20 protein-coding genes are annotated in these 19,742 nt (G+C 67.5%); 8 read left to right on the top strand and 12 right to left on the bottom strand.

The window, feature by feature from the left end; all coding sequences use genetic code 11:
- Positions 1 to 2 precede the first annotated feature (2 nt).
- From HWX08_RS25595 to HWX08_RS25580, 4 genes are all read right to left on the bottom strand, one after another.
- On the bottom strand, positions 3 to 905 hold the full coding sequence (locus HWX08_RS25595) for an ABC transporter permease (protein ID WP_069260941.1): 903 nt from the start codon (positions 903 to 905) through the stop codon (positions 3 to 5).
- 13 nt (positions 906 to 918) lie between these two features.
- Entirely contained in the window at positions 919 to 1,857 is a 939-nt protein-coding gene (locus tag HWX08_RS25590) for an ABC transporter permease subunit (RefSeq protein ID WP_107313385.1), read from the bottom strand.
- 11 nt (positions 1,858 to 1,868) lie between these two features.
- A complete protein-coding gene (locus HWX08_RS25585) occupies positions 1,869 to 3,479 on the bottom strand; it encodes a peptide ABC transporter substrate-binding protein (RefSeq protein WP_174920976.1) in 1,611 nt (536 codons plus the stop codon).
- 179 nt (positions 3,480 to 3,658) lie between these two features.
- Entirely contained in the window at positions 3,659 to 4,240 is a 582-nt protein-coding gene (locus tag HWX08_RS25580) for a cupin domain-containing protein (RefSeq protein WP_021162455.1), read from the bottom strand.
- A 499-nt stretch (positions 4,241 to 4,739) separates the two neighbouring features.
- On the opposite strand from HWX08_RS25580, the gene HWX08_RS25575 reads away from it, so the two are divergent.
- Entirely contained in the window at positions 4,740 to 6,260 is a 1,521-nt protein-coding gene (locus HWX08_RS25575; RefSeq protein ID WP_069260944.1) for a peptide MFS transporter, read from the top strand.
- Positions 6,261 to 6,380: 120 nt separating this feature from the next.
- On the top strand, positions 6,381 to 6,587 hold the full coding sequence (locus HWX08_RS25570; protein ID WP_069260945.1) for a hypothetical protein: 207 nt from the start codon (positions 6,381 to 6,383) through the stop codon (positions 6,585 to 6,587).
- 46 nt (positions 6,588 to 6,633) lie between these two features.
- Here HWX08_RS25570 and HWX08_RS25565 read toward each other — a convergent pair whose 3' ends face one another.
- The 3 genes from HWX08_RS25565 to HWX08_RS25555 all read right to left on the bottom strand — a co-directional run bounded on the left by HWX08_RS25565 (position 6,634) and on the right by HWX08_RS25555 (position 9,381).
- Positions 6,634 to 7,755, bottom strand: coding sequence for an OpgC domain-containing protein (locus HWX08_RS25565; RefSeq protein ID WP_107313394.1), 1,122 nt, complete (start codon positions 7,753 to 7,755; stop codon positions 6,634 to 6,636).
- Positions 7,756 to 8,168: 413 nt separating this feature from the next.
- Complete coding sequence (gene rarD, locus HWX08_RS25560; RefSeq protein ID WP_069260947.1) at positions 8,169 to 9,068, bottom strand: EamA family transporter RarD; 900 nt, start codon at positions 9,066 to 9,068, stop codon at positions 8,169 to 8,171.
- Between the two features lie 16 nt (positions 9,069 to 9,084).
- The gene (locus tag HWX08_RS25555) at positions 9,085 to 9,381 is read right to left on the bottom strand and encodes an acylphosphatase (RefSeq protein ID WP_027781702.1); all 297 of its coding nucleotides are present in this window, start codon (positions 9,379 to 9,381) and stop codon (positions 9,085 to 9,087) included.
- A gap of 174 nt (positions 9,382 to 9,555) precedes the next feature.
- On the opposite strand from HWX08_RS25555, the gene hpnA reads away from it, so the two are divergent.
- Positions 9,556 to 10,563 (top strand): hopanoid-associated sugar epimerase, encoded by a 1,008-nt coding sequence (gene hpnA / locus HWX08_RS25550; protein WP_174920977.1) that lies wholly within the window; start codon positions 9,556 to 9,558, stop codon positions 10,561 to 10,563.
- Between the two features lie 108 nt (positions 10,564 to 10,671).
- Positions 10,672 to 12,096: a phage tail protein gene (locus HWX08_RS25545; RefSeq protein WP_174920978.1), complete on the top strand. Its 1,425-nt coding sequence runs from the start codon at positions 10,672 to 10,674 to the stop codon at positions 12,094 to 12,096.
- Positions 12,097 to 12,197: 101 nt separating this feature from the next.
- On the opposite strand, the gene HWX08_RS25540 is transcribed toward HWX08_RS25545, so the two are convergent.
- Positions 12,198 to 13,385, bottom strand: coding sequence for a glycosyltransferase (locus HWX08_RS25540; protein WP_174920979.1), 1,188 nt, complete (start codon positions 13,383 to 13,385; stop codon positions 12,198 to 12,200).
- A 401-nt stretch (positions 13,386 to 13,786) separates the two neighbouring features.
- Here HWX08_RS25540 and ispH point away from each other — a divergent pair, with 401 nt between their 5' ends.
- Positions 13,787 to 14,728, top strand: a complete 942-nt coding sequence (gene ispH / locus HWX08_RS25535) for a 4-hydroxy-3-methylbut-2-enyl diphosphate reductase (RefSeq protein ID WP_107310138.1) — start codon at positions 13,787 to 13,789, stop codon at positions 14,726 to 14,728.
- 12 nt (positions 14,729 to 14,740) lie between these two features.
- Positions 14,741 to 15,901, top strand: coding sequence for an adenosyl-hopene transferase HpnH (hpnH, locus tag HWX08_RS25530; protein WP_107310137.1), 1,161 nt, complete (start codon positions 14,741 to 14,743; stop codon positions 15,899 to 15,901).
- Between the two features lie 217 nt (positions 15,902 to 16,118).
- Here the strand turns inward: hpnH and HWX08_RS25525 are convergent, their stop codons facing one another.
- Both HWX08_RS25525 and HWX08_RS25520 read right to left on the bottom strand, forming a co-directional pair.
- Positions 16,119 to 16,607 carry a hypothetical protein gene (locus HWX08_RS25525; protein ID WP_174920980.1) on the bottom strand — a complete coding sequence of 163 codons (489 nt, stop codon included), beginning with the start codon at positions 16,605 to 16,607 and terminating at the stop codon, positions 16,119 to 16,121.
- A 223-nt stretch (positions 16,608 to 16,830) separates the two neighbouring features.
- On the bottom strand, positions 16,831 to 17,208 hold the full coding sequence (locus HWX08_RS25520) for a hypothetical protein (protein WP_174920981.1): 378 nt from the start codon (positions 17,206 to 17,208) through the stop codon (positions 16,831 to 16,833).
- A 490-nt stretch (positions 17,209 to 17,698) separates the two neighbouring features.
- Here HWX08_RS25520 and HWX08_RS25515 point away from each other — a divergent pair, with 490 nt between their 5' ends.
- Positions 17,699 to 18,052: a DOPA 4,5-dioxygenase family protein gene (locus HWX08_RS25515; RefSeq protein ID WP_174920982.1), complete on the top strand. Its 354-nt coding sequence runs from the start codon at positions 17,699 to 17,701 to the stop codon at positions 18,050 to 18,052.
- Between the two features lie 118 nt (positions 18,053 to 18,170).
- Complete coding sequence (locus HWX08_RS25510) at positions 18,171 to 18,602, top strand: nuclear transport factor 2 family protein (protein WP_174920983.1); 432 nt, start codon at positions 18,171 to 18,173, stop codon at positions 18,600 to 18,602.
- A gap of 109 nt (positions 18,603 to 18,711) precedes the next feature.
- Here HWX08_RS25510 and trhA read toward each other — a convergent pair whose 3' ends face one another.
- Positions 18,712 to 19,332, bottom strand: a complete 621-nt coding sequence (trhA, locus tag HWX08_RS25505; RefSeq protein ID WP_107310131.1) for a PAQR family membrane homeostasis protein TrhA — start codon at positions 19,330 to 19,332, stop codon at positions 18,712 to 18,714.
- Positions 19,333 to 19,529: 197 nt separating this feature from the next.
- Positions 19,530 to 19,736, bottom strand: a complete 207-nt coding sequence (locus tag HWX08_RS25500) for a YbdD/YjiX family protein (RefSeq protein WP_014900797.1) — start codon at positions 19,734 to 19,736, stop codon at positions 19,530 to 19,532.
- Positions 19,737 to 19,742: the final 6 nt, after the last annotated feature.

Below are 19,742 nucleotides of genomic sequence, written 5' to 3'. Positions count from 1 at the left end.
CTTCAGCGATCCTTCGGGTCGAGCGCGTCACGCAGGCCGTCGCCGACGAAGTTCACGCAGTAGAGCGTCACGCACAGCATGACGGCCGGGGCCAGCAGCAGCCACGGCATCGATTCCAGTTTCTGCGCGCCGTCCTGGATCAGCACGCCCCAGCTCGTCATCGGTTCCTGCACGCCGAGGCCGAGGAACGACAGCACCGATTCGGTCAGCACGATGTTCGGCACCGAGACCGTCGCGTACACGACGACCACGCCGAGCAGGTTCGGCACGATGTGGCGCCGCACGATCGTCGCCGGCGACACGCCGATCGCGCGCGCCGCATCGACGAACTCGCGGCTGCGCAGCGACAGCGTCTGGCCGCGCACGACGCGCGCCATGTCGATCCACGAGAACGCGCTGATGGTCAGCACGACCAGCATGAACGAGCGGCCGAACAGGGTCATCATCAGGATCGCGATCAGCAGGTACGGGATCGCGTACATCATGTCGACGATGCGCATCATCACGGAGTCGACGCGGCCGCCCGCGAAGCCCGCGGTCGCGCCCCACACGACGCCGAACAGGCCCGACACGAGCGTGCCGAGCAGGCCGACCTCGATCGACACGCGCCCGCCGATCAGCGTGCGCACGAGCAGGTCGCGGCCGAGTTCGTCGGTGCCGAGCCAGTGCTGGTTCGCCCAGGTCGGCGGCAGGCTGATGGCGCCCCAGTCGCTCGCGGCGGGATCGGCCGCGAGCAGCCACGGGCCGACGAAGCACGCGAGCGTGATCAGCGCGAGCAGCACGAGGCTGAACACGGCCGCACGGTTGTGAAGGAAGCGCGCCATCGCGAGCGCGAGCGGCGAGCGCGAACGCGGCGGCGAGTCGGTCTGCACGGGCAGGCCGACGACGGGAGTAGTCGGAGTCATCGCTGTGCCTCGCTCAATAACGGATGCGCGGATCGAGCCACGCGTAAGCGAGGTCGACCAGCAGGTTGAACAGCACGGCGCAGACGGTGGTCAGCACGACGAGGCCGAGCACCAGCGTGTAGTCGCGGTTGATGGCGCCGTTCACGACGAGCTGCCCGAGGCCCGGCAGCGCGAACACCGACTCGGTGACGACGGCCGCCGTGATCGACGTGATGCAGACCGTGCCGAACAGCGACACGACCGGCATCAGAGCGGGCTTCAACGCGTGGCGCAGCACGATCGTCGAGCCCGGCAGGCCCTTCGCGCGCGCGGTGCGGATGTAGTTGCTCGACAGCGTCTCGATCATCGAGCCGCGCATCACGCGTGCGAGCAACGACATGTTGATGAAGGTCAGCAGCACGATCGGCAGCAGCCGGTACTGCCAGCCACCGTCGCCCCAGCCGCCCGCCGGCAGCCAGCCGTTGCCGGACGACGTCTTCAGCAGGATCGCGAAGATCCACACGAGCACGGGGCCGAGCACGAACGGCGGGATCACGTTGCCGAAGTTGCCGATCAGCATCACGAAGCGGTCGATGAAGCTGTCGCGGCGCACGGCCGCGACGGTGCCGAGCAGCACGCCGCACACGATCGAGATCGGGATCGACACGCCGCCCACGCCGAGGCTCACGGGGAGCGCCTTCCTCACGAGATCGTTCACGGACCAGTCGACGTAGCGGAACGACGGGCCAAGATCGCCGTGCAGCAGCGCGTTCAGGTACAGCAGGTACTGCTTCCACAGCGGCTCGTCGAGGTGATACTTCGCGTTCAGGTTCGCGAGCGTGGCCGCGGACAGCTGCTTTTCCGTATCGAACGGGCCGCCGGGCGTGAAATGCAGGAGCAGGTAGCAGACGGTGACGACCGCGAGGATCGTCGGCACCGCCCACAACGTGCGCCTCAGTGCGTAGGCCAGCATGATCGCTCCGCTCAGTGCTTGATCAGGTACATGTCCTGCGAAGCACGCATGTCGATCACGTTCTTCAGCGAGTAGCCGCCCACATACGGCTTCACCAGACGGTCGGCCGAATACTGGAACAGCGGCACCATCGGCGTGTCGTTCATCGCGGTGTCGTGCGCCTGCGTGAGCAGCGCGGTGCGCGCCTTGTCGTCGAGCTTCTGGTTGCCGTCGTCGACGAACGTGTCGACCTGCTTGTTGCAGTAGCCGACGGTGTTCTGCGAGCTGCCGCAGCGGATCAGGTCGAAGAAGGTCATCGCGTCGTTGTAGTCGGCGAACCAGCCGTCGCGCGCGATCTGCACCTTGCCGTCATGACGCTGCTTCATCAGCACCTTGAACTCGACGTTCTCGAGCTTCGTGGTGATGCCGAGCTTCGTGCGCCATTCCGATGCGGTGAACAGCGCGACCTTCTTGTGCAGGTCGTTGGTGTTGTACGTCAGCGTGAACGACAACGGCTTCGCGTCCGAGTAGCCGGCCTGCTTCAGCAGGTTCTTCGCGGTCTCGACGCGCTTGGCCATCGGCCACGACGCCCATTCCGGCGTGAACGGCTGCACGCCCTTCGTGCCGTTCGGCATCAGGCCGTACATCGGCTTCTCGCCGGCCTGCGTGAGCCGCTGCGTCAGCACGTCGCGATCGATCACCATCGACAGCGCCTGGCGCACGCGCTTGTCCTTCAGCGCCGGGTCGCTGTTGTTCAGGTAGTAGTAGTACGTCGCGAGCTGCAGGCCCGGGCGCAGTTCGCCGCCGAACTGCTTGCTGACCTGCTGGAAGATGCCCGACGGGATCGAGTAGCTGTAGTCGATCTGGCCGGCCTGGTACATGCGCATCGCGGTCTCGTCGCTTTCGATCGGCAGGAACGTGACCTTGTTGATCACGACCTTCGACGCGTTCCAGTATTTCGCGTCCTTCGTCACGACGATGCGGTTGTTCGGCTGCCAGTCGACGAGCTGGTATGCGCCGTTGCTCACCATGTTGCCCGGGCGCGTCCACGCGTCGCCGAACTTCGCGACGACGTCCTTGTTCACCGGCACGAGCGGCGCCATCGCGGTCAGCTCGGGGAAGAACGCGACGGGCGCGTCGGTCGACACTTCCAGCGTGTACGGGTCGACGGCGCGCACGCCGAGCGTCGAAGGCGCGGCCTTGCCCGCGATGATGTCTTTCGAGTTCTTCACGAACTCGACGAGGATCGTGTATTTCGAGCCCGTCTTCGGATCGACGAGGCGCTGCCACGAATAGACGAAATCGGCGGCCGTCACCGGCTGGCCGTTGCTCCACTTCGCGTCGTGGCGCAGCTTGAAGATCCACGTCGTCGGCGTCTTGCGTTCCCACGACAGCGCGACGCCCGGCACGACCTGGCCGGCTGCATCGATGCGTGCCAGCCCTTCGAACAGGTCGAGGCCGATCGTGTTGCCGGTCCACGATTCGATGTGCGCGGGGTCGAGCGACTCGACTTCGGCGGGCACCTGGCGCGTCAGGTCCTGTTGGGGAGCGAGCGCGACGTTCGACGGAACGGTAACGGCGTGGGCGGCAGGCGTCAGGGCGAGCGCGGCCAGCACGGCCGACATGGCATGCAAGGATTTCATCGTGGCAGTCTTGAGAAGGGTTGTTCGGTGAGCGTCGCGCGGCGGATGCCGCGGATTACGCGTAAGGCGCTGACGGGCGCAGCGATTGAGGAGGCCCGTGATTCTCGTATTGCATCTTAGTATTCCTTACGTTTCTTTCGACAGGCATTCCGTCTTCGAAACGAAGGAATACCTGTGCGTTAGAACAGTCTCGGCGTACCCACCCAGACCACCACCGACTCGATCTTCGCGGTGTTGACCCAGCTGTGCGGGACCGTCGACTGATAGTGCGAACTGTCGCCGGCCTGCAGGACGAACGTCTTGCCTTCCAGCGTCAGCGACACTTCCCCTTCAATCACATACAGGAACTCCTCTCCTGCATGGGTCGTCACCTCCGACCGCTTCTGCCCCGGCGGCATCCTCACGAGGATCGCCTCCAGCTGGCGCCCTTCGGATACGTTCGTCAGCCTCGCGAACAGGTTCGCCGAATCGGCAAACCCGAAGAAGCGCAACTGCTCGCCGCGGCAAACCGAGCGTTCCTCGCTCGGCGTATCCACGAAGTACTGCACCGTCACACCGAGCGCGTGCGCGATACCGGCCAGCGACGTCAGCGACGGCGACGCGAGCCCGCGTTCGACTTGAGACAGAAACGGCTTCGAAATACCCGCGGCTGTAGCGGTGTCGTCGAGCGTGCGCTTCAGTCGTTGGCGCAACGCGCGAATCTTGCTGCCCAGCGCGGCGGCAGCGTCTGCGGACCGCGAGTTTTCAGTGGGGGGAACCATAGCAGGCCGAAAAGTGGTCGTCAAAAAATGTTTGATGGAAAATAACTAAGTTAGAACGATATAGCTTAGTCTTCGGGTTCGTACACGTCTTCGGTGTTGAGCCCGGTGCACTAAACGGGACACGAAGCGAGCGAAACGACGCGCTATCTTGCCAGACTCGCCGGCTTCACAGGCAAGCTGCAAGCGGCTCTCCGGGAATCTTCGGATAGCCTGCGCAAAAGCTTACAACTAGATGATGAGACGAATAATCCTGAAAGCTACTGCCATATTAGGAGTTTCCCTAAGTGGCAGATACCTGACGCACCGGACCGGCAGCCGTTACCATGCGCGCGCCGGTCGGGGTCCTTCGCCGCCATACCAGACGGTGTCCGATTCCGGCCCGGGCTAACCGCCCGACTGTTCCATCGCCAGCGCAAAGCCTACCCGGCGCATTGTGCACCGGCGCCAGTTCGACCCAAGACGACGCGCGATCCGTGCCGTCCGTTTCAAAACGAGATTGATGATGCAACCACCTGTTTCACAAACCCGATCGTTCACGACGGTCTTCCTCATCGAAATGTGGGAGCGTTTCGGCTACTACGGCATGGCCGCGCTTCTGGTCCTCTTCATGGTCGACCGGCTCGGTTTCACCGACAGCCACGCGAACCTGACCTGGGGTGCGTTCACCGCACTCGTCTACGCCGCGCCGTCGATCGGCGGCTGGATCGGCGACAAGGTGCTCGGCGCCCGCCGCACGATGATCATCGGCGCGTCCGTGCTGTGCGCCGGCTACCTGATGCTCGCGGTACCGAACGATCACCTGACGTACATGTATGCGTCGCTCGGCGTGATCGTCGTCGGCAACGGCCTGTTCAAGGCGAACGCGGCGAACCTCGTGCGCCGCATCTACGAAGGCGACGACGCACGCATCGACAGCGCGTTCACGATCTATTACATGGCGGTCAACATCGGCTCGACGGTGTCGATGCTCGCGACGCCGTGGATCAAGGACCACTGGGGCTGGCACACCGCGTTCGCGGTCTGCTGCGGCGGCATGCTGCTCGCGATCCTCAACTTCATGCTGATGCACCGCACGCTCGCGCACGTCGGCTCGCAGCCGGACGACCAGCCGATTCGCTGGAAGCGCCTCGGCGCGGTCACGCTGGGCGGCATCGGGCTCGCGCTGATCACGCTGTACGTGCTGCAGCACAAGCAGCTCGCCGTCGCCAGCGTGTGGACGGCCGCGTTCGCGATCCTCGCGATCTTCGCGTACATGATCGCGAAGTCGGAGCGCTCGGAGCGCGCGGGCCTGATCGCGGCGCTCGTGCTGATCGGCCAGGTGATCCTGTTCTTCATCTTCTACGTGCAGATGTCGACGTCGCTGACGCTGTTCGCGCTGCGCAACGTCGATCCGCGCTTCATGCTGTTCGGCACGACGCTGTTCACGTGGAGCGCCGCGCAGTTCCAGGCGCTGAACCCGATCTGGATCATGCTGCTGAGCCCGGTGCTCGTGTGGGTGTACAACGCGGTCGCGAAAGGCGGCCGTGACCTGCCGGTCGCCGCGAAGTACGCACTCGGCTTCGGCGCGGTGGCCGCCGGCTACCTGGTGTTCACGATCAGCGGCCGCTATGCGATCGACGGCCGCGTGTCGTCGTGGTTCATGGTGTGGGGCTACGGCCTCTACTCGCTCGGCGAACTGCTGGTGAGCGGCCTCGGCCTCGCTATGATCGCCCGCTACGTGCCGGCGCGCATGAGCGGCTTCATGATGGGCGCGTACTTCGTCGCGACGGGCGTGTCGCAGTATCTGGGCAGCGTCGTCGCGAACTTCGCGCAGATGCCGTCGCACGAACTGCCGCCCACCGAATCGCTGCCGCTCTACCTGTCGCTGTTCGAGAAGCTCGGCTGGCTCGCGGCGATCGGCATGCTGCTCGCGCTGCTGCTGCTGCCGCTGATGAACCGCCTGTCCCGCCAGCATCAGCGCTGCACGGAAGAGCGCCGCGAAGAAGCGCTGCAGGCGCAGGCCGTCGCCGGCGCGCAGTAAGGGCTATCCCTCGGCGTGCGGCATGCACGCCACATTCTCCCGCCGGTTACGCGAACGCGTCCTACACTGGTTGCAGGACGCGCCTGCGCTTCGCTCGGCGCGCACTGGCGGGAGAAACCCATGAAAAACAGAACGACGCGGCTGCTGCGGATACTGTCGGACATCCGGCACGCGCAGCGCTGCACCGCGATACGCGCCGCCCGGGCCGCGGCCGAAGCCGACGCGGTCCTCGCGGAACGCGACGATCCGGCGCCGGACGAACGCGACGACGCCGAATCCGACGACACCCCCGCCGTGCCCCGCTCCCGTATCGACTCACCTCACTGACGCCGTGCGGCACGCACCGTGCCGCCTGCGCCGACTGCCGCCGCGCTCACGCGGCCGCGCCGCGCCACCGCGCAAACCACGTTCCCGAACCGGCCACGACCATCATCAGCCCGAGCGCGCATGCATCGGCCGCGAGGCCAACGCCGACGTGCCGCAGATCCGCGCTGCGCGCAACGGGATGCAGCAGCGAATCGATGACGAGCGAAATCGCCGCGCCCGCGACGAAGCAGATCAGCCCGCGCTGGCCCACGGCCACGACGGGCCGCACCGCCTGCGCGATCCGCGCGATCCAGCCCAGGCGCACGCAATCGGCCATCAGCCACGCCACGGCCGCGAAGCTCACGACGCGCGGCAGCGCGAGATCGCGCTTGAACACGCCTTCTGGCAGCGGCAGCCCCGAGAACAGCTTGTAGCTCGCGCAGCCGAGCACGACCGCGCACGCGACGCCCGTCGCCGCGGCGCCCCACCGCCCGAGCGCAATGCGCCGGTAGAACGGCTGGCAGCGCGCGAGCACGCCGGCGACGAACATCAGCTGCCACGCGAACGGATTGAAACTCCAGCGGAATCCGTCGGTATCGAGCAACTCGGGGCCGAGCCAGCCCGCCGCGGCCCACGACACGATGCTCAGCGCGACGAGCAGCCACGGATGCCGGCGCGCGAACGGCACGAGCACCGGCGACGCGAGCGCGAACAGCACGTACATCGGCAGCACCGATGCGAGATACGGCTGGCGCTGGAAGGTCAGCAACTCGGCGGCGCCCGTGAGCGGCGACGCGAGCATCACGCTGACGTCGTCGAGCGCGAGGTTCGGCGCGTCGATTCCGTAGTGGTCGAGCACGGCCGACACGACGAGCATCAGCGTCGACGTCGCGAGAAACGCGCGGTAGATCTGCATCGCGCGCCGCACGAAGCGCTTTTGCGCGGCGCGCGCGCCGTGCCGTTCGGCGATCGCGCCATAGGCGCTCGCGGTCGCGAAGCCGCCGAGAAAGACGAAGACTTCGGCCGCGTCGCACAGCGCGAACGCGTGCAGCGTGACGCGCGACAGCACGCTCGCGCCGATGTGATCGACGACGATCATCAGCAGCACGATGCCGCGGAAGAAATCGACTTCGATCAGGCGGCCGCCGCGCGACGGCTGAACCGGGGCGGGCGGCACGCTCAACGCCATGAGCGCACCCGCACGACGGCGATGCGGCATGCACCGCGGAAGGGATCGGGAAAGAGAAGGCGAGCGGAATCGGCGGCGATACGCGTATGCCCGCATCGCGCCGACGCGGCCGGCCGCGCACGGAGATGACCGTTCATCGAAAAAGGCTGCATACGAAGGGAAGTCGGTCAGGCCAGTCTAATGGCCGATCGGGGGAGACCCTAAGTAACAAAGTGCAACCGAATCTTCTGTTCGATTACACGCGCGAGCCTTGCGGGACAAAGCAGGCAGCGTCGCCAGACTCATGTCAGCGCGACGCCAGTTTGCGGTCAGCAACGACGTGTTCGACCACTGCGGGCGGCTGTTTTGCGAGCCGCGACGAGACGCGACACGACACGACACGCTGCAGGCAGCCGCCGCGACGCGACCGGCGCTCATCCGCGCGCGGGCAGGCGCCGCATCAGCAGCGCGCTGTGCCACGCGGTCAGCGCGACGGCGACCCAGATCGGCCCGTACGTCGCGAGCTTCGCGACGCTCAGCGTCTCGCCGAGCAGCAGCAGCGACACCGCGACGAGCAGCACCGGCTCGACGTAGCCGAGAATCCCGAACAGCGCCATCGGCAGCATTCGGCTCGCCTTCAGGTAGCTCGCGAGCGCAAGCGTGCTGAGCACGCCGAGCCCCGGCAGCAGCACGGCCCACAGCACCGGATGGTCGGCCACGCGCGTCGTGCTCGTCGCGACCATCGCGAACGCGATCGGGCACAGCAGCGCGATCTCGACCGCGAACGCGGCGAGCGAATCGGCGTTGATGCGCCGGCGCAGCACGAAATACGGCGGATAGCCGAGCGCGACGACGAGCGTCGGCCACGCGAACGCGCGGGTCGCCCACACTTCGTGCGCGACGCCGAGCGCGGCGCACGCGACCGCCGCCCATTGCAGCGGATCGAGCCGTTCGCGATAGTAGAAGCGGCCGACGAGCACCATCGTCAGCGGCAGCAGGAAATAGCCGAGCGACACTTCGAGCATGCGCCCGTGCAGCGGCGCCCACAGGAACAGCCACAACTGCACGCCGAGCAGCGCGGCGCTCACCGGTAGCGCAATCAGCAGACGCCCGTCGCGCACGCTCCGGCGCAGCAGATCGACGAGCATCGGCCGGCGGCCGCGCAGCGCGATCAGTGCGAGCGCGCCCGGCGCGGTCCATAACACGCGCCACGCGAAGATGTCGAGCCCCGTGAGCGGCGCAAGCAGTTTCGCGTACGCGGACATCAGCGCGAACAGCATCGACGCCGCCACCGACAGCACGAGGCCGCGTCCGGCCTCCGGATACCCCGTCATGATCGTCGCGCGCCGCTTACTGCTGCTGGAAGCGCTCGAAGCGCCTTTCGGTCCGGCGTTCCTCGAACGTCACCTCGGTCACGCGCGCGGCCGGCGGCCCGTGGCGCAGCCACGCGAGCATCCGGTCGATCTGCGCGCCGGGGCCCTGGATCATCGCCTCGACGGTGCCGTCTTCGAGATTCGCGACCCAGCCGCGCAGCTTCAGCGCATGCGCTTCGCGCACCGTCGCATGACGGAAGCCGACGCCCTGCACGACGCCGCGCACCCGCACGTAGTAGGTCTCGATCCGTTCGTCCAGTTCATTGCGGCTCATCGCGTCGCCCTCCGGTTGCATTCAAGCCCGGCATTGTAGTCGCGTCGGCCGCTTCGCACACGGGCCGGGGCCGGTGCAGATCCGTCATGGCGCGGCGTCGCCGCGCGCGCCGACCACGTACAATCTCGCCGACGCTCAACCGCCGCGCCGCCCGCGCGGCTCCGAAGGAAACGCATGACTGATACCTCCCGCGATCTCGTTCTCGTCACCGGCGCGTCCGGTTTCGTCGGCTCGGCCGTCGCGCGCATCGCGCAGCAGAAAGGCTATGCGGTGCGCGTGCTCGTGCGCCCGACCAGCCCGCGCACGAACGTGGCGGATCTCGACGCCGAGATCGTCACCGGCGACATGCGCGACGAGGCGTCGATGCGCGCCGCGCTGCGCGGCGTGCGCTACCTGCTGCACGTGGCCGCCGACTACCGGCTGTGGGCGCCCGATCCCGACGAGATCGAGCGCGCGAACCTCGAGGGCGCGGTCGCGACGATGCGCGCGGCGCGCGCGGAAGGCGTCGAGCGGATCGTCTATACGAGCAGCGTCGCGACGCTGAAGGTGACGAGCGCCGGCGATCCGTCCGACGAAAACCGGCCACTCACGGCCGAGCAGGCGATCGGCGTGTACAAGCGCAGCAAGGTGCTCGCGGAACGCGCGGTCGAACGGATGATCGCCGACGAAGGGCTGCCGGCCGTGATCGTCAATCCGTCGACGCCGATCGGCCCACGCGACGTGAAGCCGACGCCGACCGGCCGCATCATCGTCGAGGCCGCGCTCGGCAAGATTCCCGCGTTCGTCGATACCGGCCTGAACCTCGTGCACGTCGACGACGTCGCGCACGGCCACTTCCTCGCGCTGGAGCACGGCCGGATCGGCGAGCGCTACATCCTCGGCGGGGAGAACCTGCCGCTGCAGCAGATGCTCGCCGACATCGCGCAGATGACGAACCGCAAGGCGCCGACGATCGCGCTGCCGCGCTGGCCGCTCTACCCGCTCGCGGTCGGCGCCGAAGCGGTCGCGAAGTTCACGAAGAAGGAGCCGTTCGTCACCGTGGACGGGCTGCGGATGTCGAAGAACAAGATGTATTTCACGTCCGCGAAGGCCGAGCGCGAGCTCGGCTACCGTGCGCGCCCGTACCGCGAAGGGCTGCGCGATGCGCTCGACTGGTTCGGCTCCGCGGGCTACCTGAAATAACACAAGGCGGCACGCGGCACGCCGCTTTGCGCACTTTGTTACACGTGCCGCTCGGCCCGGCACCGGTGCAGCGGGTAAAATCGCGGGTCTTACGCAGAGAAGACACGCATGAACCTGAACGATCAGATCGCTTCGCTCACCGTGGGCGTCGATCAGCTCCTCCACGATCACCACGCCGCGCAGCAGGCGGCCCGCAGCGCGGAAGCCTTCGCGCGCGCCGCGGCAGCGGAAGCCCAGGCGGCGGCGGAACGTCACGCTGCCGCGGAAATCGAAGCGCAGGCCGCCGCGCAGCGCCACACGGCCGCCGCCGCCGAGGCCGAAGCCGCGCAGCAGCGCCATGCCAGCGCGACCGCCGCGGCCGAAGCCGCCGCCCAGCGCCATACCGACGCCGCCGCACAAGCCGAAGCCGCCGTGCAGCGCCACGCGGAAGCCACCGCGCTGACCGAAGCGCTCGCGCAGCGTCACGCGGATGCGGAAGCCGCGTCGCAGCGCCATGCGGCCGCGATCGCCGAAGCCGAAGCCGCCGCGCAACGTCATCATGCGGCCGCCACCGCAGCCGAAGCGGCTGCGCAGCGCCATGCGGCCGCGACGATCGAAGCCGAGGCCGCCGCGAAGCGTCACGCGGAGGCGACCGCCGAAGCCGAAGCGGCCACGCAGCGTCATGCGGCCGCCATCGCCGAAGCCGAAGCCGCCGCGCGGCGCCACACCGAAGCGATCGCCCAGGCCGAAGCGCTCGCGCAGCAGCACACGCAGGCGATCGCGGAAACGCAGGCCGCCGCGCAGCGTCATGCCGACGCCACCGCCGAGGCCGAAGCCATCGCGCAACGCCATACCGAGGCGATCGCCCGAGCCGAGGCGGCCGCGCAACGCCACGCCGAGGCCGCCGCGCAGGCCGAGGCCATCACGCAACGCCACACCGAAGCGATCGCGCAGGCCGAAGCGGCTGCGCAGCACCACGCGAAGGCCATCGCCGACGCGGAGGCGCTGGTCGAGGCCGTCGTCAGCGAAGCCGCGACGAGCGCGGTTGCCGCGCCGGCCATTGCGGCCGAAGTCGTCGAACCTGCGCCGGCCGATACGCCGGCCGCGGAACCGGCCGTGATCGCGCCCGCGACGGCCGCCGTCGAAACGGCGATCGTCGCGACGGCGCCAGCCGAAACGCCGGTTGAAGGCGATGCCGAAGTCGTCACCCCCGCGCCGGCCCCGGCCGACAAATCGACGCTGCACGTGGCGCGTCCGTCGCAGAACGAACTCACGCTGACCATCAACGGCGAGTCGATCACGCTGCATCCGGAGCAACTGGGCCAGCTGATCGAGGAACTCGCGCACGCGCGCGCGTCGATGCAGCCGGAGCCGCCGCCCGGCATCCCGGCCGGCTGGCGCTTCGTGACGACGAAGAACCCGATGATGGCCGTGCAGAAGCAGTCGAACGGCGACCGCCTGCTGGTCGCCCGCCACACGGGCTACGGCTGGGTGCCGTTCACGTTCTCGCCGGACGTCGTGATCCAGATGTACATGATGCTGACCCAGCGTTAAGGACCGGCAAGTCCCACCGCCGAAAACGAGACAGCCCGACCGGTTCCCCGATCGGGCTGTCTGCTTTCCGGCTGTCGGGAGGCTCGCCTCCCGCGCAATCCTCAGCGATCCACCGGCGCCTGCACGCGCGCCTTCCACTGGCCGCCCTTGCCGCGCCAGTAGCGCCACGCGGACGCGAACGTCGCGCCCACGTAGAACAGCGCGACGAGCGGCAGCGCCGGCGCCCACAGCGGCGAGCGGCGGTAGTAGCGCAGCATCGGCGCATACGCGGCGCACATCGACGCCCACGCGAGCCACGCAGGCCATGCGCGCGCGCCGTACGCGAGCGCCGCGACGGGCGGCACGAGGTAGATGATCGTCATCCCGAGCAGCGTGCCGGCCAGCAGCAGCGGCGAATAGTGCAGCTGCGTGAACGCGGTGCGCGCGATCATGTTCCAGATGTCGCGCCAGCTGTCGTACGGGCGCAGCGACACGCTGCGATCGGCCAGGTCGAGCCGGATCGGATGACGGCCTTCGCCGCGATGCTTGATCTGCGCGGCGAGGCTGCAGTCGTCGATCAGCGCGCCGCGGATCGACTCGATGCCGCCCGCTTCCTCGAGCGCCGTGCGCTTCACGAGCATGCAGCCGCCGGCGGCGCCGGCCGTGCGGTTGCGCGGGTTGTTGATCCACGAGAACGGATAGAGCTTCGCGAAGAAGAACACGAACGCCGGAATCAGCGCCTTTTCCCAGAACGAATCGCAGCGCAGCCGCACCATCAGCGACACGAGATCGCGGTGCTCGGCCTGCGCGCGCGTGACGAGCTGCGCGACGGCGTCGCCCGGATGGCCGATGTCGGCATCCGTCAGCAGCAGGTAGTCGGCCGGCAGGCCGAGCGTCCGCACCGCGGCGATCCCCTGCGACTGCGCCCACACCTTGCCCGACCAGCCGGCCGGCAGCGGCTTCGCGGCCAGCACCGTCAGCCGGTCGGCGCGGTTGATCGCGAGCGCGGCCGCGCGGGCCGCGTCGGCGGTGCCGTCGTCGCTGTGGTCGTCGACGATGATCAGATGGAAGTGACCCGGGTAATCCTGCTCGAGCAGCGAAGTCGCCGCCCGGGCGATCACGTCGGCCTCGTTGCGCGCCGGCACGACCGCGACGACGGCCGGCCAGCCGGCCTCGGCCGCCGCGCCGCGCGCGTCGGGCGGCAGCGGCCGCGCGGGCACCGCGCGCCAGAAGCCGCCGCGCGCGACGAGCAGCACGATCCAGATCATCAGTGACAGGCCGGACACCAGGAATGCGAGGACCAGCATCATCGGCACGCCTCCTGCCGGGCGCCGATGTCGGCAAAGTGAATGGGGGTCTGGAACAAAACGCCTGAAACCGCACGAGCGGCCGGGCAATACGCGTAAGAACCGACGGTCATCGAATGGCCTTGAAATGAGCGCGACGCCGGGCGGCCGGAGCGGCCGCCCGCCAAACCGCGTAGTTTACTGGGTTCCGCGCGCGCCAGCGCCGACGCGGCTCTGCCGCAAATGCAACACGCCGGATACGGCACCAGAGCACGGACTTCCCGATAGGGTTAAAATGCGCGATTAATTCGGGGTTCCGGGGCCTGGCCGGCCGGTTCGTTCCTGCCTTCATAACATCAAGCCGGGGCGAGCGAGCCGTGCCAGCTCCTCGAACCCCGGCGTCTGTCGTCGGAGTTCGCTCACCTATGCGAGTCATCCTTGCCCAGCCCCGCGGCTTTTGTGCGGGGGTTGTCCGTGCGATCGAGATCGTCGATCGCGCGCTGCAACAGCACGGTGCGCCGGTCTATGTGCGTCATGAGATCGTGCATAACCGGCATGTCGTCGAAAATCTGCGTAATAAAGGGGCACGATTCGTTGAGGAACTCGACGAGGTGCCGCACGGCGCTGTCGCGATCTTCAGCGCGCACGGTGTCGCCCAGACGGTCGAGCACGACGCGCAAACGCGCGGGCTCGACGTGCTCGACGCCACCTGCCCGCTCGTCACGAAAGTGCACGTGCAGGGCCGTCAGTACGTCGCGGCGGGCCGCCGGCTGATCCTGATCGGCCACGCGGGCCACCCGGAAGTCGAGGGGACGATCGGCCAGATTCCGGCCGAGGTGATCCTCGTGCAGAGCGAAGCGGAAGTCGATACGCTGACGCTGCCCGTCGACACGCCGGTCGCGTACATTACGCAGACCACGCTGTCGGTCGACGATACGCGCGGCATCATCGAAGCGCTGCAGCGCCGGTTCACCGACCTCGTCGGCCCGGACACGCGCGACATCTGCTACGCGACGCAAAATCGCCAGGCCGCCGTGCGCGAGCTGAGCGAACAGGTCGACGTGCTGCTCGTGGTCGGTGCGACGAACAGCTCGAACTCGAACCGCCTGCGCGAGATCGGCACCGAAAGCGGTGTGCCGAGCTATCTCGTCGCCGACGGATCGGAAATCAAGGCCGAATGGTTCGCGAATGCGCAGACCGTGGGCCTGACCGCCGGGGCGTCCGCGCCCGAGGAAATGGTCGAAGATGTAATCGGCGCGTTGCGCGCGCTGGGGCCCGTCGACGTCACGACGATGGCGGGCCGCGAGGAAAAAGTCGAATTCAAGTTGCCGGCGAAGCTCACGCAAGCTGTCGCCCGCGAAGTTTAAGGAGGACATCTCTTGTCTATTCCGCTGCTCCAGCAAGTCCGCGTCGGCGCGTACATCACGCGCCAACACCTGTCCGGCAACAAACGCTATCCGCTCGCGCTGATGCTTGAGCCGCTGTTCCGCTGCAACCTCGCGTGCAACGGCTGCGGCAAGATCGATTACCCGGACCCCATCCTGAACCAGCGTCTGTCCGTCCAGGAATGCCTGGAAGCGGTCGACGAGTGCGGCGCACCGATCGTGTCGATCGCGGGCGGCGAGCCGCTGCTGCACAAGGAAATGCCGGAAATCGTCCGCGGCATCATGAAGCGCAAGAAGTTCGTCTACCTCTGCACGAACGCGCTGCTGATGGAAAAGAAGATGGACGACTACCAGCCGAGCCCGTACTTCGTCTGGTCGGTCCACCTCGACGGCGACGCGCAGATGCACGACCACTCGGTGTCGCAGGAAGGCGTGTACGACAAGGCGGTCGCGGCGATCAAGGAAGCGAAGCGCCGCGGCTTCCGCGTGAACATCAACTGCACGCTGTTCAACGATGCGGTCCCCGAGCGCGTCGCGAAGTTCTTCGACACGCTCAAGCCGATCGGCGTCGACGGCATCACCGTGTCGCCGGGCTATGCGTACGAGCGCGCACCGGATCAGCAGCACTTCCTGAACCGCGACAAGACGAAGAACCTGTTCCGCGAGATCCTGAAGCGCGGCGAAGGCGGCAAGCGCTGGTCGTTCAGCCAGTCGTCGCTGTTCCTCGACTTCCTGGCCGGCAACCAGACGTACAAGTGCACGCCGTGGGGCAACCCGGCGCGTACGGTGTTCGGCTGGCAGAAGCCGTGCTATCTGGTCGGCGAAGGTTACGTGAAGACCTTCAAGGAACTGATGGAAGACACGAACTGGGACAACTACGGCGTGGGCAACTACGAGAAGTGCGCGGACTGCATGGTCCACTGCGGCTTCGAAGCGACCGCCGTGATGGACACGATGGCGCATCCGCTGAAGGCGTTCGCCGTGAGCCGCAAGGGCATCAAGACGGACGGCCCGTTCGCACCGGACATCCCGATCGACAAGCAGCGTCCGGCCGAGTACGTGTTCTCGCGTCACGTCGAGATCAAGCTCGAGGAAATCCAGCGCGCCGGCAAGGGCAAGCTGCAAAAGCCGGCGAAGCCCGCAGCCGCAGCCTGAGCGTTTCGCCGCGCGGGGGCCATGCCTTCGCGCCGGCGACAAAAGATGAAGCGCCACGGAGTCCGCTCCGTGGCGCTTTTTGTTTTGGGCCGCGGTGTTGCGCCGCGTTCGGCGTTCGGCGCTCACCGTCTGGCCGCGACGGCCGCGCCCTCGCCGAAGCAGCGCGTGTCGCAACCGGCCCTGTCTCCTCCATCCTCCCTGCGAAACCGGTGCGGCGCTACGCGGCCAGCGATTCGGCCGCATGCGTGCGCATCTTCTGCGCCGCGCCCGCGACGAGCGCCGGCTGGCCGCTCGACGCGAACAGGCACACGTGCTCCCACAGCTCGGCGAGCCGATGCCGCGTGAGCGTCGCGACGCACGTGTCGTTCGCCGCGAGTACCTGCTCGAGTACCGCGCATTCGTCGTCGCGCAGCGTCCATGTGCCGCCCTGCGCCGCCCGCGCGACGCCCGCATCGAGCACACGCTCCGCGTCCACGCACAGGTCGATGTCCGCGTCCGCGCACACCGCATCGTCGAGCGCCAGGAACACGAGGTAGACGCTCGTGCGCAACCGCATCAACAGCGCCTCGTTGCCATGCCCGCCACGCAGCGCGACGAGCGCCATGTGGCATTTCAGCGAGATGTCGCGTGCATGCACGGGCGGCAGCGGCAGCAGCCACTCGCGGGTCAGCGGCACGCGGCGACGGTTCTTCCGGGTGTGCTTCATGATGGGCTCCCGTTGGCGGGCGCGTCGTTCGACGCGAAAGCCGGCGATGCGACGCGGCACGCAACGGCGGCACGATGCGCATTCCGCCGGTGCTTCGCACGACGCAGCGCGCCGTGCCCCTCGCCGTGCCGCTGCGTCGCGTGCGCGGCCGGCCGCCGGCGCAGCGCCGACGTGCGCACGACGCCGGCAGATCGGATCGTGCAAGCCATGTTCGTCTCCTGTATCAGAACGTGTTCTCGCCCTTCAGGTAGTACGCGGTCTTCACGAAGAACGCCTTGACCGGATGGCCGCCCTGCGCGTCGCGCGCGGCGCGTGCCTCCATTGCGGCCCGCTCTTCGCGCGAGCGGTCCGGCACCGGATTACGGACACGTTCGAGTGCGCGCTGCATCGCGAGCGGATAGTTCTGATTGCCGGCCGACGTCGCGCGATAACCGGCGCGCGTCATCTGCATCAATTGCGCGTCGGTTTCGGCACGCGCGGCCGACCAGCTCGACAGTGCGGCATTCGGTGCGCCGTCTGGCGCGACCGGCTGCGCAAAGCCGACAGCGGGCAGCGCAGCGAGCGCGCAGGAAAGTACGGCAACGGGAACGAGGGATCGCATGGTGGCCTCCAGATGGTTGTCCCCGCATCGATCGGGTTCGACGATGCGTTGAAACCATCGTAGGTCGCGCCGCGTTGCGCTTGAATAGCCGATTCCGCAATTGATATTTTCGGCTTCGCATTTCGGTGCGCAAACCGAGTCGCGCGCGCATCCCTTCGAACCGGAATTTCCTTATTTCTTTCAACGCGCTGATCGCGTGGATTCGGGCGATCCGCGGCAGCGCACACCGCGTTTTTGCATTTTCCGAAATGACGTGTTGCCGGCGCGATCGCAGCCGGCGTACCTGCCGGCAACGCTTGCGGCGCGATATCGCGCGTGCGCACACCTCGATTTCGGGTTTTGTCTTAACGAACGATTCCGTGATTCAGCACAAACCGACGTGCCCGGATTGCCGGATAGCGACACGACGCGCGCAGCGAGGACGCGCGATAATCACGCATCGGCCGTTGCGCACGGCGCCTCATGCATTCCCATTTTTTCGAGTCTCGTCATGGTTGCCCCCGACACCACCGCCATCCACAGTTGGCACGCGCACGTCTATTTCGATGCGGCCAGCCGCGACGCGGCCTGGGCGTTTCGCCAGGTCGTCGACGAACGGTTCGGCGCGGTCGTCGAACTCGGCCGCTTTCACGAGCGCCTCGTCGGCCCGCATCCGGCCTGGTCGTACCAGATCGCGTTCGAAGCCGCGCGCTTCGACGCCATCGTGCCGTGGCTTGTGCTGAACCACGGCGCGCTCGACATCTTCCTGCATCCGAATACCGGCGACGACCTGCGCGACCATCGCGACTGCGCGGTATGGATCGGCAAGTCGTACGTGCTGAATCTCGACGCGCTGGCCGGATAAGGGCCGATGCGCGGCCGCCTTCGACCCGATCCGCATCCACGTTTCGGGCCGGCGTGAAACGTCTCGCGGCGTCGCGCCGATACAGTGGGTTCCGTTATCGACACTTCCGGAACCCGCCATGACACACGCCGACGCCGACGTCCGGCACATTTACGAAAACTGGCACGCATCCGTCGTCGCGCACGACGTCGACGCGCTGATGGCGCTGTATGCCGACGATGCGGTGCTCGAAACGCCGCTGATCGTCGCCACGCTGCCCGACCACGGCTCCGGCGTGCTGCACGGCAAGGCCGCGATCGGCGCGTTCTTCGCGGCCGGCCTGCGTAACCCCGGCAGCCGGCTCGGGCGCTGGTATCGCACCGGGCTGTTCTTCTCGAACGGCCGCCAGCTCACGTGGGAATATCCGCGCGCCACGCCGGACGGCGACCAGGTCGATCTCGTCGAAGTGATGGATCTGCGCGACGGGCTGATCGCGCATCATCGCGTGTACTGGGGCTGGGTCGGTTTTCTCGCGCTGCGGGCCGCCGCGCCGGCACCCGAGCGCACGTGACGGCCGCCGGCGAACGGGCCGCGTCGACGCCAAGCGCTGCGCGTCGATCGCGCACTCGCCGGCACACGCGCCCGTTGCGCGTCGTCACCGGCTCGACGCGGCATTCCGCTTACGCGACGTACATCGCGACACTGACGAACTGGCACAGGCTGCCGGCCAGCACGAACAGATGCCAGATGCCGTGCCCGTGGCGAATGCGTTCGTCGTTGATGAAGAAGTAGATCCCGGCGCTGTAGATCAGGCCGCCGGCCACGAGCCATGCAGTGCCGACCGGCGGCAGCGCATGAAGCAGCGGGCGCACCGCGACGAGCGCGAGCCAGCCCATCGCCACGTACAGGATCATCGACAGCAGGCGCGTGCGCCGGCCGAGCGTCAGCTCCTGCACGATGCCGAACACGGCCAGCCCCCAGCTCACGCCGAACAGCGACCAGCCCCACGGGCCGCGCAGCGTCACCAGCGTGAACGGCGTGTAGCTGCCGGCGATCAGCAGGTAGATCGCCGCGTGGTCGCACTTCTGCAGGATCGCTTTCAGGCGCGGATTGCGCACGCTGTGGTACAGCGTCGAAATCGCATAGAGCAGGATCAGCATCGCGCCGTACACGCTGAAGCTCACGACCTTGTACGGATCGCCTTCGAGCGCGCCCATCGTCACGAGCGCCACGAGACCCGCCACCGACAGCACCGCGCCGACGAGATGGGAAATGCTGTTGAAACGCTCACCGACATGCACGACGTGTTCTCCTGCGGGTCCATCGGGGAAAAAAAGAAGCCCCTATGATACCGGCGGCCGGCATTCGCCGTGCTGCGCCCGGGCAAACGGCGACGCGCACCGCCGGCCCGCCCACGAAAAAAAACGCCGCGACATCCGTCGCGGCGCTTCTGTTTCGATGACAGGCCCGAATCGTCAGTTCATTTCGACGAACGGGTTCAGCAACACTTTCCCGCCCCCGACCCGTACCGCGCATTCTGACGCTCGCGGAAGAATGCCTCGTACGTCATCGGCTCGCGGTCCGGATGGGTCTCGCGCATGTGCGCGACGTAGGTGTCGTAGTCGGGCAAGCCGACCATCAGCCGCAACGCCTGCCCGAGGTAACGCCCCGCGCTGCGCAGGTCGCTGCCGAGATCGCTGAACATCGCGGC

This window comes from Burkholderia metallica (assembly GCF_902832845.1).
Lineage (GTDB): Bacteria > Pseudomonadota > Gammaproteobacteria > Burkholderiales > Burkholderiaceae > Burkholderia > Burkholderia metallica.
The sequence above is the reverse complement of the archived record's forward strand: the minus strand, read 5'-3'. Positions and strand labels throughout refer to the sequence as shown.